We start from the raw sequence: 15,650 nt of genomic DNA, 5'->3' as shown, positions 1-15,650 counted from the left end.
GGATAATTCATAAACGTGCTAGTCTAAGCGTTCATTTATCGCTATCATTGCTCTGTAATTTACCGTTATACCGAGTCGTTTTATGGAAAACTCAGCGCAGTCAGCCAGATTGCCACACTTACATGAATCAGAGCTATTCCACGCTATTAAAAACCCAGCTTTTAGACGTATTGGTTTGATGGGGCGTGCGGGTAAGCGTAGCGTTACTCAAAGCTTGGTACAGATTGCCCAGACCATTAATGAGATGAATCTCACGCTAATTATGGATGTGCAAACGGCAAACTTGCCCACATTAGATCTAACCGAAATTGAAAAAGTTAAAATTGTGAAGCGTGGCCTGATTGGCGAGATTTGTGATCTGGTCATTGTCGTTGGCGGTGATGGGTCAATCTTACATGCTGCTGAAGCGCTGGCGCGCTATCGTGTACCAGTATTAGGTGTTAACCGTGGCCGCTTAGGTTTTTTGGCGGATGTCAAACCGGACGAGGCTGCATTTAAGTTGCGTCAAGTATTAATGGGTGACTATCAACTCGATCATCGGTTTCTCTTGACCATGGAAATACGCGAAGGGCGTAAAATCATCCATGAAGATATGGCGCTCAATGACGTGGTCTTACATGCGGGTAAGTCGGTACATATGATTGACTTTCAGATGAAAATTGACGGTCAGGACGTTTACAGGCAGCATAGCGATGGCTTAATAGCTGCCACACCAACAGGATCAACGGCGTATGCTTTGTCTGGTGGTGGTCCCATTATTCATCCAAGCATGGATGCCATTTGTTTGGTTCCTATGCATCCGCACACGCTATCTAGTCGACCGATTGTGGTCAGTGGTAATAGTGAAGTTTGCATTCGTATTCATGAGGACAATCGCACTCAACCAATGGTTAGTGCAGATGGTAAGCCAAGTGTACCGCTTGAACAAGAACAACGTCTTTATATTCGTAAGCATCCTGATAAACTTACTTTATTGCATCCACCTGGATTCGACTTTTATGAAGCTTGCCGGACAAAACTACACTGGAACGTCCATGCAGAAGAATTCAGTCTCGATGTCGATGATGATATTATGGACGATGAGTAATTGAATCAGTGATATAAAATACGTTATATAGAAAATAGTGTTGGAGAGTAGGTAAGATGGATAAGCAAACAATATTAGCAAGTTTAACGCCAGATTTGGTCGACAAGTTCCGTATGGCAATTGAGCTGGGGAAGTGGCCTGATGGTCGTAAATTGACCGCTGAGCAACGCGAGACCTGTATGCAAGCAGTGATGATTTGGGAGCATGAACATTTATCACCTGCCGAGCGCACAGGCTTTATTCATAAACCACTCAAAGACAATGGTGATATCGTTGGCGCAGAATGTGATGTGGAGCACGAGCATCACTATCCTAATATGCCCAACCCTAAAGGCGCAGTACAGCCTATTAAGTTTCATAATAAATAAATTGAATGATTGATAGTAGACTGCTGCAAAAAAGCCACGCTAGTTAGCGTGGCTTTTTTGTGCTTAACAGATAATTAAAGTGCAGTCGTATCAACGCTTGGGCGCACGGTTAGGGGGTTTTTTTGCATCAAAAACCCTTGCCAGCCCCAATGTAGAAAGTTACGAATATTGGCATGATCAGTACCGTTAGGAGTGGCCTGAACTTTGGTATAATGCTCGCCAAACAGTTTTAGCGTGTCTAACTGGTTTAGACCATGGTGCCTGGCAAAGCCAAAAATTTTCGCACTACCTTCGTTTTCACCAGCTGCATTATGTACCATGCCATTCACGAATGGGGCAGGTGCATAGCGATAAAAATCATCAATAAAGCTGATGACATCATTGAATCCAATGGCTTTTTTATTCAAACCATTAAGTAGAGCCGATACATCTGATTGGCGAATACTCATAAATAAATGACCTCAGAGCAGATTAAAAAAGCAAAAACACAGTAATTCTAAAAATATAATACCCAATAATAGTTAATTACTAGGTAGCTAATTACTAAGTATCAAAGATTGGCTTAGCGATTAAAATAGTCTTCATCATCAAATGAAGGCGCAAAACTGCCTTGCTCAAGATGCTGCATTTGCGACTGTACAGAACGCTCATGCTGAATACGTTGGTAGATCTCTTCGCGATGTACAGCGATATCTTTAGGTGCATTAACACCAATGCGAACTTGATTACCTTTGACGCCTAGTACAGTTACACTGACCTCGTCGCCAATCATTAGCGTTTCGCCCACGCGGCGTGTCAAAATTAACATGCGTCACACTCCTTATGTCGCATCAACAAATTATTACTCATTAGATTAATTCTCAATTGCAGGACATCACCGAAGCACTAAACACGCATTATATTAATCATAACTACAATGCTGAACGTTGTGCCGATAGCGGCGATGATAGGTAGATTCATTTAGCCCAAATGAAAGCCTATTATAGGTGCCATAACAGATACTGTCACGGGTTTTCACAAAACTATTAGGTAAATACTCACCCGAGCAATAATAAGAAATAAAAATAGGATCTAAAAAGACCCTATTTTATCTACGTATTATTGTCGGTAACTTATAGTTAACCCGTGAAAAACCATGCAAGTCAAATCCGCATTTCATAAGCTTTGACAAATATGATGGCTCAGTTACTAAAAATAGTGTTATAGAACCGTTATTTGGTCTCTCAACGGATACTATAGTCCAGCGATTTTACTTTCGCCTTCTTCACGATCAAGACCAAAAGCAGTATGTAGCGATTTGACGGCTTTTTCCAAATGCTGATCTTGAATCAGTACAGACACTTTGATTTCGCTAGTAGATATCATTTGGATGTTGATATTGTTTTCAGCCAAAGTCTGAAACATTAAGCTGGCAACGCCTGCGTGTGAACGCATACCAACACCAACTAAAGAGACTTTAACGACTTCACTATTGCCCAATATTTCTTTGGCACCAATCTCGTCTTTGACTTCATCATTAAGTACTTTCATGGTTTTGTCTAAGTCAGAACGATTGACTGTAAACGTGAAGTCTGTTGTGCCATTGACCGATAAATTTTGTACGATCATATCGATTTCAATATTGGCGCGGCCAATAGGGCTTAAGATAGCAGAGGCAATACCAGGATGATCAGGTACACCGCGCACTACAATTTTCGCTTCGTCTCGGTTGAATGCGATACCTGAGATGATTGCCTGTTCCATATTGTCTCCTTCGTCTATCGTAATTAGTGTGCCAACATTATCTTGAAACTCTTGGTCAAAGCTACCGTCGGTATTTTCATCAAAGCTAGAGAGTACACGCAAAGGCACACCATATTTACCAGCGAACTCGACTGAGCGAATCTGAAGAATCTTAGAGCCTAGACTTGCCATTTCGAGCATTTCTTCAAAGGTTATTTTTTCAAGCTTTTTGGCCTTTGAGGTAACACGTGGGTCAGTAGTGTAGACGCCATCGACATCTGTATAAATTTGACACTCATCAGCACCCAGAGCAGCAGCAATAGCAACACCTGTCGTGTCAGAGCCACCACGGCCTAATGTGGTCGCATTTCCTTCGTCATCAATACCTTGAAAGCCTGCCACGATAACGATATTACCCGCGTCCAGCTGTTCACGAATATTTTCATCATCAATGCTTTCGATACGCGCTTTATTATGGGCATTATCAGTTTTGATAGCGACTTGACGACCAGTGAATGAGCGGGCACCAATACCAAGTTCTTTGATTGCCATAGCGAGTAGTGAGATAGAAACCTGCTCACCTGTTGAGACCATTTGGTCGTATTCACGCGGATCAGGCTGATTGCTAATTTGGCGTGCCAGATCGATTAAACGGTTGGTTTCGCCACTCATGGCAGATACCACAACGACCACTTGATGACCATTGTCATGCCAGCGTTTGACTCGTTTGGCGACGTTTTTAATGCGGTCGATACTGCCCATCGAGGTGCCGCCGTATTTTTGTACTATTAACGCCATAAAAACCTACCTATTATTCATTAATGGCCTTTTCATCATCAATGAGAGTCAATATGACAATCAATCAATGCGTGCATAGACAAAGCCGTATTATAAGAGTTGCGTCTTATGCTTTTTATTTATTCAATAATATGTGCTTTAGACTGGATGAGTGAACAATGTGTTCAAGCGTTGACCTTTATATCATATCTGCGCCACCACGTTAAGTGCCCGTGTGGCTTAGATGTATGGCGATTGGTTATAACCGTTATAACCAATCACATATCCTGCAGATAATACTTATTGACATTTAGCCAAGCTGAGTTTCGACCCAAGCAGGTAGGGCATTAATAACAGCTGCACTATTACCAATTTTAGGGGCACCACCTTGAGCATAATCTGGCTTACCGCCGCCTTTACCGCCCAGCTCACTTGCTAAATGACGGATGATATCGCCCGCTTTTATTTTAGCAGTGAGAGATTTTGAGACACTGGCTGCTAGGGCTAATTGCTCGTCTTTATCACCAATCAAAACAATAATGCTATCAGGCAGTTTGGATTTGATATCATCCATTAGCGTACGGATGGACTTGCCATCGATACCACTTAAGGTGCTGATAAGAACGGGTGTGCCAGCGATGGTCTGAACGTCATCCATTAGATTCGCCGCTTGAGCACTGGCCATTTTTTGTTGCAAGCGCTCTAATTGTTTTTCTAGATCGCGTTGCTTATCAGCCATGGTACGTACACGCTGCGCTACTTCAGGACGTTTCACTTTTAGTTGACTGGCCAATTCACTTAGCTGTATTTCGCTTTGCTGAATATTTTTAATCGCATTCATGCCAGTGACGGCTTCGATACGGCGAATACCAGCTGCAATGCCTGATTCGCTAGTGATTTTGAGTACCCCAATATCACCAGTGCGTTGTACATGCAAACCACCACACAGCTCGATAGAGAAAGGTTTACGCTGACCATCGACAATGCTGTCTGTACCCATGGTAAGGACGCGAACGTCACTGCCGTACTTTTCGCCAAACAGCGCCATGGCACCTTGTTTCATCGCTTCATCGATCGCCATATGCTCAATGCGAGCAGGGGTGTTGGCTTGAATTTGCTCATTGACAAGACGCTCTACGCGTGCGATTTCAGCGGCACTAACGGGTCTATCATACGAAAAATCAAAACGCAGTACTTCGCTTGAGACCAGTGAGCCTTTTTGGGTAACCTCTTCGCCTAATACTTCTCTTAGTGCTGCATGCAAAAGGTGAGTGGCAGAGTGGTTTTTGGCACTTGCTGCACGAATGCTAGACAGCACTTGAGCCTCTGCTGCTTGCTTAACGCTGATATCACCCATGGTTACCACACCATAATGAATGATTGCCTGCCCTGATTTTTTGGTATCTTGAACTTCAAACACACCTGACTCGGTGCGAATTTCGCCAAGCTCACCAACTTGACCACCACCTTCAGCATAGAAAGGGGTGCGGTCAAGTACGACCACACCTTCTGTGCCTTCAGTTAGGCGATCAATGGCATTGCCATCTTGATAAAGCGCATTGACCGTAACGCCATTTTCTTCTAATTGTTCATAACCGATAAATGTCGTTGGTGTTTCGACTTGGATAACGCTGCTATAATCGACGTCAAACTTGCCAGCATCGCGAGCACGCTCACGCTGTGCCTGCATATGTTCATCGAATTCCGCTTCATCAATGGCGATACCGCGTTCACGTGTGATGTCAGCGGTCAAATCAATCGGAAAACCATAAGTATCATACAGCTTGAAGGCGGCTTCACCAGAAAGCGTGTCACCATCTTGCAAGCCTTCAAGCTCGCTGGCAAGCAAACGTAATCCTTGGGCAAGTGTCTTAGCAAACTGCGCTTCTTCTTTTTGAATGGCATTCTCTATGACGCTTTGCTTGTCTACTAATTCTGGATAGGCAGTGCCCATTTCAGCGACCAGTGGCGCAACCATTTTATAAAAGAAATCACTGTCCGCACCAAGCTTATTACCATGGCGTACCGCACGGCGTATCACACGGCGTAGTACATATCCACGGCCTTCATTGCTTGGCGTGACACCATCCGCAATCAAAAATGCCACGGCACGAATGTGATCAGCGATGACTTTTAACGACGATTGTTGTTCATTTTTAATCGCTAAAATCTCAGCTGCTGCATCCATCAAATGCGTGAATAAATCAATCTCATAGTTGCCATGAACGCCTTGCATGATCGCACTAATACGCTCAAGCCCCATACCAGTATCCACACTTGGCGCTGGTAGCGGTAGTAACGTACCGTCTTTTTGACGATTGAATTGCATAAATACGCAATTCCAAATCTCAATATAGCGATCGCCATCTTCTTCTGGTGTGCCCGGCAGACCACCTTCGATATCCGCGCCGTGATCATAAAAGACTTCAGTACAAGGCCCACAAGGACCCGTGTCGCCCATGGTCCAAAAATTGTCTGATGCGTAAGGTGCGCCTTTGTTATCACCGATACGAATGATGCGATCGCTTGGAATACCGATTGTTTTGTGCCAAATATCAAAGGCTTCATCATCGGTTTCATAAATAGTGACGTATAGACGGTCTTTGTCAATCGCTAACCACTCAGCCGATGTCAAAAACTCCCAGATATATTCAATACCTGCTTGTTTAAAGTAGTCACCAAAAGAGAAGTTGCCAAGCATCTCAAAAAACGTATGATGACGTGCAGTATAGCCGACATTGTCTAAGTCGTTATGTTTACCGCCAGCACGTACACATTTTTGTGAGGTCACAGCGCGTGTATAGTCGCGCGTCTCCATACCCAAAAATGTCTCTTTAAATTGATTCATACCTGCATTGGTAAATAACAATGTTGGGTCATTATGTGGAATCAAGCTGGACGATGAAACTTGGGTGTGCTGCTTGCTTATGAAAAAATCGATAAAGGCTTGGCGAATATCGGCTGAGCGAAATGGCTGGCTCACAGCGGCTCCTTACTGACGGATAGAATTGAGTAAAATAATTTTGCATGCGATTTTAGCACAAACGCCAAGGCTCTTGGTACAAGATATACAACCGCTAACGTATTGTGTGAATAAAGCCAGCAGTTTTGTGAACCAAAAATGGCTGACCAAAATAGAGATTAATTGGTCAAAATTGCCGCATCAGTCTCATCGAGCTTATCTTGTATTAATGGATCAGATTCAATCACTTGCACAGGTAAATAGCGCAGTTGCAGTTTAATTGGTAAATAACTGGGGAAGTTTTTTGTCATGTCCTGAGTAATCGTGGTTTCGATTTGGCGTACATCATAAGCGCTAGGCGTGGTTTCACCGCGAATAATTGCACGCACGACTTGGCGCTCATCTGTGACATCAAATTGAGTATTGGTCAATACATTGCCTTTATCAGTAAAGTACGCAGTGATGGTCTCTTTAACATTATTTTCAAAGGCTTGCTGTTTGGCATTAGTCTGCAAATTGATGGTCAAATATGTACCCAATCCACCCAGTAATAATAAAGTGACAGCGTTGCGTTGCAAAAACGTGAGATAAGTATTTGATTGATAGTCGTCATCGACCAGACGACGAAACCCCAAGACCCATAATACAAGCGCATTGGTAAATTGGATGGCAATGATGTTTGTCGCGGCTAATAAAAGTGCACCCAAGCCCAGTTGAGGCTCGCCATGGGCAAATAAAATCCCACTAGCAGCAAGAGGTGGCACCAACGCAGTGGCAACAGCAACTCCAACCACAGCAACTGAAAGATGGGGTGATACCATGGCATAGGCACCAGCAGTACCACCTGCTAAAGCAATCATCAAGTCCATAGAAGTAGGCTGGGTACGCGATAGGATTTCTGCTGTTAATGACTGATCTTTGTGCAACCATCCTACAATAAACCCTACTAATACCACTAACGTCACACCGCTGAGCACAGTAAGAATTGATTTACGTAGCAATGGCATACGGTGATCAATGATTGCTAATGCAACCCCTGTAATTGGACCTAGCATCATTGCAACCAACATTGCGCCAATGACTACCGCTGCCGAGTTGGTCACCAGTCCATAGCTTGCGATGATGGCAGATAGTATATTCATAATGAAATACATTTTACTGGGTAGCGCATTTGCCTCAATGGTGACTCTGACTTCTGGATAATCTACTTTTTGATTGCTAAATTGCTCTGCTACAAATTGCTTATAAGACTCAAGTTTGGCTTCCTTTTTTTCTTTGACTTCTTCCTCTTGATCTTCTTCTTTATTGACTTCGTCTTGTGTGTCATCACTCTCTGTTGATGATTGATAAGTTGTCAATTCATCGCTTTCTTGTTCTGGTAAGTCCACATCTGGAGGTGTTTCTAGCTTGATGTCTTCTTGTTTTGATACCTCTTCTGAGTGTGCTTGTGACTCATTTTCAACTGAATCTTCTTCTGGTTCAGAGGTTTCAAGCGAGGCCACTACGACATCAGGCGCAAGTGATTCTATTTTGACTTTTGCTTCAGGTGGCTGCGCACAAGCTGTATCTTCAACGGTTTCGTCTAAATCATCATCTTCTGTCTCTTCTATCATAGAAATATCAGTATCGGTCTGCGTCAAAAAATCAGACTGAGCAGCCGTATCTTTAGCATCCGTTATCTCTGTTGAATCCTGAAAAGCTGTCAACTTGTCGGAAGAAGTGTCTTTGGGTTTTTTCATAGCAAATAACTTGATTAGAAGATAAAAGAGAGTCGTTATTGTAATGATAAATATACAAAGGCATAGAAGTTTTTTGTGGATGATTATTTATTCTTAGGTAGATAGAAATTAGGACTTTTTCAGAGTAAAAACAAAAACCTTAATAGTAGCATGGTTTTTTATGATTGGTCATTTAGTATGGTTGACCTCAAGAGTTATAGTAAAACCTTATTTTTTATGTGGGTATAGTGTATAAAGTAGTTATATCCACAATATAAATGAGGAATAAAGTATGAACTGGTCATTGTTTTGTGTTGTTTATCTGATAGCCGTAACGGTCACGATGGGCATTTTTATAGTTGCTGCCTTAGTCACAGGGTTTGATGAAATAGTACATATCCTCATAGTAGCAATATTAGGAATGATAGTTGCTATTCCTGAGGCACTATTTTTTTCTAAAAAGGTGGGTAGCATTACGGGAAATGAAGCTTAAAACATAAGACTTTAATCATAAGGCGCTTCAGTGCTTATAAATCCGGCCATAAAAAAAGACCTTGATATCAAGGTCTTTTTTATATTCATACTAATGCATTTAGTGCTGACAGTTATTTTAGCTCGACAGTAGCACCGTTCTCAATATTAGCATAAACCTCTAACACATCCCAGTTGGTCAAGCGAACACAGCCCGCTGATCCTTGGCGACTGATACCTTCAGGCTGTGGTGAACCATGTAATCCATAAGAAGGCTTAGATAAACCCATCCATACGACGCCGACAGGATTGTTTGGTCCTGGTGGCAACATATGAACTTTTTTCTGGGCACCTTCACCAACGGTGGCTTTATACCAAGGCATTTTTACTTTATTAATGATCTTAAAAGTACCTTTTGGTGACGGTGTAGCATCACTACCTACGGTAGTCGGATAAGTGGCAACCAGTTTGTTGTCATTGTAAGCATATAGTGTTTTGTCTGCTTTATTGGCAACCACACGATTGATGCGCTGATTAAGTGGACCACGAGTATTAAGAACAGTGATGGTCTCACCCGCTTTGTAAGTTTTGTTTTTATTCAACTTGTCTAAATAGCGCACATCCATATGGAAGCGTTCACCAAACATCTCTTTAATGTCTTGGTAATAAAGACCTTTCATCTTTGATTTTGCCTCTGCGCCAGCAGGTGTAGATGCAAAATTGGTTTTGATGTCATCTTCAGTAATCGTATAAGTAACCAATACAGGCTTATTAGCAGGAATGTTTTTAACTAAGGCATCCCATGTTTTTTGATCCATTTTACCTGTTGTTGGTAATCCCTTCATGGCCTGAAAGTTGATAAGGGCCTTTTTGCTGTTCATACCCCAGCCACCGTCAACAGGACCAGGAGAAGCATGGTTCCAATCCAGCAATGCTTGCATCTTAATGGTCATTGCTGAGTTAACTTTCATGTTAGGTGACCAAGTGGCCTCATTGACCTGCTTAGCGTAGTTTGACAAATTCAGTGTGGTATATCTTTTGCCATCTTTGTCTTCAATATTCTTGATGGTCGGATCATCACTGAAATCTTGACGTTTTTCACTTTCAGGTAGATCAAAAGCGAGTGGATCAGAAGAATCAATAGAAGCCACATTGCTAGGGGCAGCAACCGCTTGACCTTCACTGATATCGTCAGTATTGTCAGATTGTTCATCTTTTAGCGTCAACTCAGCCGCACTCATGTTATCTGCTGCGACCGCTTGAGGCGCTTCAGACTTTTGCCTTGAATCAATCAGCTGCGTCATACGATCAGCGGATTCAGACTGCACACGAGTATCTAATGAATTGCTACGGTTTTCTTGCACATTAAGGCTAACTTTCTGAGCGATACTAGGTAGTGAGTCAGCCGTACGTACTGGCAATGTGCGAGTATTCTCAGTAGGGGCGGCAAGCGCGCTAACACTGGCACCAACGATAGCGATAGATATGGCAGTAATAATGGGCTTTATTTTCATAATATTGAATCACTTGTAGTTGCTACTAATGCGGCTATTATGCGCATAATTTGGCTGCTTCGCAAACTTTTGACACATCTTTTTTCACTTAAGCCTTGCTAAACGTCAACTGTTGACGTATTCACTACATTTGGGTAATAACCTAGCGAAGATGTGTATTTAATACCATTCAACTCTTACGACTCTTTCTAAGTATGAAAGCTACTTACCATTAGGGTGAAAAATCGATATAGGGTAAGAAACCGATATAAATGCAAGTATTGGCGCTCCTCCTTGTTTATGTCTATAATGTGAGGTTAGATTTTTATTTAATAGATTGGCTTTTCGTAAAAAGCAATTTAACCCATTCGCGTGTGTTTAGTGACCATGCAATCAGTAAGGTGCCATATGTCAGAAGACCAAACCATGAGTGCAGAAGAGTTTCAAAATCAATATCTTAATGATGAGTCTCAGAACTTTGAAAATGAGGTAGAGTATGATTTGGAGACAGGACTTCTTGCTGAGCAGGGTGAATTTGCCAACTTGCATGCCGAGCTAGAAGAAGCACGCGAGCAGCTGGTGAGTATTCGCGATTTCATTCGTTTCTCGGTCACGCAACTGCGTAACTATGATGTGGTCGTTGCGCAAGGCACTACGGATGAATTTGCAGAAGCATCTGCTATTGTCTTACATTCATTAGCGTTAGATTGGTCGGCCAATGAGCAGATTCTAGATTGCCGTTTGACGACATCAGAGAAGCAAGTGGTACTGGACTTATTGGAAGAGCGTATTGCTGAGCGCAAACCACTGAGTTATTTAATCAACTTATCTTATTTTTGTGATCTGCCTTTTTACGTTGATGAACGTGTTTTAATCCCACGCTCACCCATAGCAGAATTGATTCGCCAACAGTTTTATCCTTACTTTGAAGTGAGTGAGTTGGCCAAACCACTCAAAATTGGTATGAATGAGCAGACGGCAAGCTTTTACGATCATGGCTTAGATGTTAAGCAATTGTCGCAGCCTGAGCGTATTTTAGACTTGTGTACGGGTTCAGGCTGTATTGCTATTGCCCTTGCAACGCGTTTTGTTGATGCCCTAGTTGATGCCGTAGATATTGATAAAGGGGCGTTAGAGGTAGCAATGGTCAACGTCGATCATCATGATCTTGGTCATCAAGTTAATGTGATCGAGTCTGATCTATTTGCTAAGATTCCGACTGAAAATCAGTACGAGCTAATCGTTACCAATCCTCCTTATGTTGATGCCGCTATCATGGCAGACCTGCCACCTGAATTTTTATATGAGCCTGAGCATGCGTTAGCGGCTGGTCAAGATGGACTAGATTTGGTACATCGTATTTTATTTGAAGCGCCAGATTATCTCAGTCCAGAAGGGTTGCTGATTTGTGAAGTGGGCGATAGTGAATGGGCTTTAAAACAAGCCTATCCTGAAATCCAGTTTGATTGGCTCAAGTTTGCCCATGGTGGACATGGGGTTTTTGCTATTACTTATGATGAGTTGGTGGCAAATCGTCAGCTGTTTGCGGCTTATGTCCAGTTATTAGATAGCATTCAATAAGCAACATTACAAAGGATTGGTCAACTAAGCATCAGTCGCATTTACTTGTTTAAGGATAGATATGGCAGGCAATAGTATTGGACAGGTTTTTACTGTGACCACTTGTGGCGAATCACATGGTGCAGGTCTTATGGCAATCGTCGATGGTGTACCACCAGGTCTAGCACTGTCTGAAGAAGATTTACAAGTAGATTTGGATCGCCGCAAACCCGGTACTTCTAAATACTCGACCCAGCGCCGTGAGTCTGATGAAGTCGAGATTATCTCTGGTGTTTTTGAAGGTAAGACGACAGGGACCTCCATCGGTTTACTGATTCGTAATACCAATCAAAAGTCAAAAGATTATAGCGACATCAAAGACACGTTTCGTCCCGGTCATGCCGATTATACATATAGTATGAAATATGGTTTTCGTGATTATCGTGGCGGCGGTCGCTCGTCAGCACGCGAGACAGCAATGCGAGTAGCGGCGGGTGCTATCGCTAAGAAATATTTGCAAGATCGCTTAGGCGTGCAAATTCATGGTCATGTGACTCAGATCGGCAATGAACATAGTCAAGTGCTTGACCCCAGCCAAATTGATTGGGAGTTTGTAAATAGTAATCCGTTTTTTTGTGCGGATACGGACGCCGTATCCCGTTTTGAAACATTAATAGATAGCTTACGCCGTGAAGGAACTAGCTGTGGTGCTCGGCTTGAAGTCATTGCCAGTGGCGTTCCCGTTGGACTTGGTGAGCCTGTATTTGATCGTTTGGATGCAGATATTGCCCATGCCATGATGAGCATCAATGCTGTAAAAGGGGTTGAAATTGGCGACGGCATGGCAGTAGCCGGACAGTTTGGGCATCGCTCTCGTGATGAGATGACGCCAGATGGATTTACAGCCAATCATGCAGGCGGTATCTTGGGTGGCATCTCGTCTGGTCAAGATATTCGCGTGAGTATCGCCCTCAAGCCAACGTCTAGTATTACAACGGCGGGCAAAAGTATCAATACGCAAGGTGAGGCAATTGATATGTTGACCAAGGGTCGTCATGATCCTTGCGTTGGGGTACGTGCAACGCCTATTGCTGAAGCCATGCTAGCGATTGTACTGCTCGATCATTACCTGCGTCATCGCGGTCAAAATGCAGATGTAGAGCCGCCAGTGCAGGCGATTATTTAGACAGCTCGTTAGAGATACTTATTAGTCCTTGGTTATTTCTAATAGTAGTTTATTAGAAATGACCAAGGACTTTTTTGTGGATGTGTGGTTTGTGGCCGTATAGAAAGTACTTAATCAAGATAATAACGCGCCAGTTTAATGGGTAATGTCTTTTAATATGCAATGGCTTAAGCTGCCAACTGATAACCCTCTATCGCCACACATTGCTGATGTCGAAACACCAACAGTAGCTGCTGGCTAGGAACGGCAAGCCAATGCCCAAAAGCTATGCTATTAACACCTGCCTGTGATAAGGCGAGCAGACAAGAATGACGACTATGTCCTAAGCAATCTTCTATTATTTGGCATTGCTGAGTCAGATGTTGCATTGATTTTTTACCTCTAATAGTGATGATGAATGTGACTGACGCTATCGTAAAATAAAGAGATAGAAAATCTATGCAGTAATGATGGAAAGTTAATGAACTGTCATTAGCTTATAAGATACTAGAGTCGCCTACTAAAATAAGGTGTATAGAGTTGCTTGAAAAATTTATTCTTTAGCCAAGGGTAGGGTGATACTGACCATCACGCCAGAAAGCTGGCTCATAGCCATATTATCTTGACCATCATTTGCCATCATATTGTGAATAGCAACTAGACCGCCATGATGTTCGATGACTTGTTTTACTAAGGTTAAACCAAGACCTGTCCCTTTCTTGATCACATTATGAGATATGCTGGGTGTTTCTTGTTCAAGGTATTGAGACGAGTCATTGTTCGCCATGTTGCTGGCAGAGTAGCTTGTCGAGTGGTGCGTGGTTTGACTTTGATGCGATAAGCTAAAGTAACGATCAAACGCTTTATCAACCGCATATTCAGGTAGCAATTTTCCATCATTAAATATATCAATCGTCACCGTATTTGCTGTCTGACGTATATCAATGATGATCGTGTTTTCGGCAAAATGAATCGCATTGTCTAATACATTCTGTAGCACTTGTACCAGCCAAAACTGATCAGCAAAAACGCTTATGTTGGCAGTTAGATTAGACTGTGAACGATCTGTTTCGGTAAAACAGACGTTATCAATATAGATTTCGATGGGTGGTAAGTGCTGCTGTTGTAGCTTGGCAGCATTGTCTTTTGCCAGACTTTGTAACAATGGCAATAATGGCGTTAATTTGCGATTGAGCTTAAAGGTCGGCTGTTCAATTTTGGCAAGTAACAGTAAGCGATCAATCAGATGCTGCATTTTTATGCTTTGCTCACCAATGGTGTGAATAAGCATTTGCCGATCGTCTTCATCGAGTCCGTTGTCCTCTAACAATTCACTGCTGGCGCGAATTGCGGTTAAGGGGCTTTTGAGTTCATGGGTAAGAGTATGAACATAATCGGTGACGTAGTCTCGATTTTCTAACTGATGTTTCATAGACTCAATCGTATCTGTTAGGCTGTTGAGCTCACGGCCTAGGTAGAAGTAAGGCTTTTTAGTGTCTTCAGCCAGTGCGCTGGTATACTGAGTCACTAAAGTGATGCTTTGCTTGAGCCACCATGCCACCAATCCTGCCAAGATAAGAGCTGCAATGCTCATCAGTAATGCAGTGATAAACATGCGATTGCGAGTGTTATCCAAATAAGGCAGCACACTAGCGACTGGCTTACCAACACTCACCACACCAATCAGCGCGCCTCTAGGATTTTTTATAGGCTGTGCCACGTACATGATCGTGCCATCACGCTGATTGTGGTTTTGGGTGGTACTCCTTGCGCCATATTGACCATTCAAAGTCAAATACACATCATTCCAACGGCTATAGTCTTGTCCTTCGTCATTGTCAGGCTCAGGTAGTGAGTCATAAATGACAACTCCTGTCTTATCTGTTACGTATACCCGAAAACTGCTATAACCTTCGTGCTTATATTCTGGCGTTATGTCACTGTTAATTGCCGGTAGGCCAACGAATGCCGTATCTAAATTGGCTTGATAAGTAGCATCATATAGTTGCCCTGAAGATAGCGGTAACTGCAAATTTGCCGCAAGAAATTTACTGGTATCGAGCAAGGTGTCTTCGATAACTTGCTGGGCAGTCGGTTTGACATAGCCAAACAACTGAGTGAAGGCCACCACACCGCAAATTACTAAAACCAAAGCCACTGCCAACCAAATCCTAAAAAAAATACTCAGGTTCAGTAAGCGTTTTGGCTCATCAATTTGTTGCGCTGTGCCAATAGGATGCAGTTTTGCATACCAATTGCTTTGGCTATTGTGGCTAGTGTTGCCGATTTTATGAGTCATGATTTAAGCAAAGCAATTTGAAGTTGTG

The 15,650-nt window shown here is 42.7% G+C and carries 12 protein-coding genes and 1 pseudogene; 5 read left to right on the top strand and 8 right to left on the bottom strand.

The genetic code is table 11. The annotated features are described in order from the left end of the window. Positions 1-82 precede the first annotated feature (82 nt). Together FW759_RS12335 and FW759_RS12330 are read left to right on the top strand one after the other, a co-directional pair. Positions 83-1,087, top strand: a complete 1,005-nt coding sequence (locus FW759_RS12335) for an NAD(+) kinase (RefSeq protein ID WP_062844172.1) — start codon at positions 83-85, stop codon at positions 1,085-1,087. A 56-nt stretch (positions 1,088-1,143) separates the two neighbouring features. Beyond that, positions 1,144-1,455, top strand: a complete 312-nt coding sequence (locus FW759_RS12330; protein WP_446443139.1) for a YeaC family protein — start codon at positions 1,144-1,146, stop codon at positions 1,453-1,455. 74 nt (positions 1,456-1,529) lie between these two features. Here the strand turns inward: FW759_RS12330 and FW759_RS12325 are convergent, their stop codons facing one another. From FW759_RS12325 to FW759_RS12305, 5 genes and pseudogenes are all read right to left on the bottom strand, one after another. Next, positions 1,530-1,904, bottom strand: coding sequence for a HopJ type III effector protein (locus FW759_RS12325; RefSeq protein ID WP_443509060.1), 375 nt, complete (start codon positions 1,902-1,904; stop codon positions 1,530-1,532). 191 nt (positions 1,905-2,095) lie between these two features. Next, a pseudogene (csrA, locus tag FW759_RS12320) lies at positions 2,096-2,263 on the bottom strand (carbon storage regulator CsrA); the annotation flags it as partial. A gap of 425 nt (positions 2,264-2,688) precedes the next feature. Continuing rightward, positions 2,689-3,975, bottom strand: a complete 1,287-nt coding sequence (locus tag FW759_RS12315) for an aspartate kinase (protein ID WP_062844175.1) — start codon at positions 3,973-3,975, stop codon at positions 2,689-2,691. A 289-nt stretch (positions 3,976-4,264) separates the two neighbouring features. Beyond that, complete coding sequence (gene alaS, locus FW759_RS12310) at positions 4,265-6,937, bottom strand: alanine--tRNA ligase (protein WP_446443138.1); 2,673 nt, start codon at positions 6,935-6,937, stop codon at positions 4,265-4,267. A gap of 158 nt (positions 6,938-7,095) precedes the next feature. Continuing rightward, a complete protein-coding gene (locus tag FW759_RS12305; protein ID WP_443530393.1) occupies positions 7,096-8,655 on the bottom strand; it encodes a DUF389 domain-containing protein in 1,560 nt (519 codons plus the stop codon). A 271-nt stretch (positions 8,656-8,926) separates the two neighbouring features. Between FW759_RS12305 and FW759_RS12300 the strand changes: the two genes are divergently transcribed. Continuing rightward, positions 8,927-9,127, top strand: coding sequence for a hypothetical protein (locus FW759_RS12300; RefSeq protein WP_131392351.1), 201 nt, complete (start codon positions 8,927-8,929; stop codon positions 9,125-9,127). 112 nt (positions 9,128-9,239) lie between these two features. Here the strand turns inward: FW759_RS12300 and FW759_RS12295 are convergent, their stop codons facing one another. Next, on the bottom strand, positions 9,240-10,622 hold the full coding sequence (locus tag FW759_RS12295; protein WP_446443146.1) for a L,D-transpeptidase family protein: 1,383 nt from the start codon (positions 10,620-10,622) through the stop codon (positions 9,240-9,242). A gap of 384 nt (positions 10,623-11,006) precedes the next feature. On the opposite strand from FW759_RS12295, the gene prmB reads away from it, so the two are divergent. Beyond that, a complete protein-coding gene (gene prmB / locus FW759_RS12290; RefSeq protein WP_095568818.1) occupies positions 11,007-12,179 on the top strand; it encodes a 50S ribosomal protein L3 N(5)-glutamine methyltransferase in 1,173 nt (390 codons plus the stop codon). Between the two features lie 61 nt (positions 12,180-12,240). Beyond that, on the top strand, positions 12,241-13,344 hold the full coding sequence (gene aroC, locus FW759_RS12285; RefSeq protein WP_095568817.1) for a chorismate synthase: 1,104 nt from the start codon (positions 12,241-12,243) through the stop codon (positions 13,342-13,344). A 167-nt stretch (positions 13,345-13,511) separates the two neighbouring features. On the opposite strand, the gene FW759_RS12280 is transcribed toward aroC, so the two are convergent. Continuing rightward, positions 13,512-13,712: a hypothetical protein gene (locus FW759_RS12280; RefSeq protein ID WP_131539974.1), complete on the bottom strand. Its 201-nt coding sequence runs from the start codon at positions 13,710-13,712 to the stop codon at positions 13,512-13,514. 164 nt (positions 13,713-13,876) lie between these two features. Then, on the bottom strand, positions 13,877-15,622 hold the full coding sequence (creC, locus tag FW759_RS12275; protein WP_446443137.1) for a two-component system sensor histidine kinase CreC: 1,746 nt from the start codon (positions 15,620-15,622) through the stop codon (positions 13,877-13,879). Positions 15,623-15,650: the final 28 nt, after the last annotated feature.

Source organism: Psychrobacter sp. 1176_08 (assembly GCF_052850615.1).
Note: the sequence above shows the minus strand (reverse complement) of the source record. Positions and strands in the feature narration are given on the sequence as shown.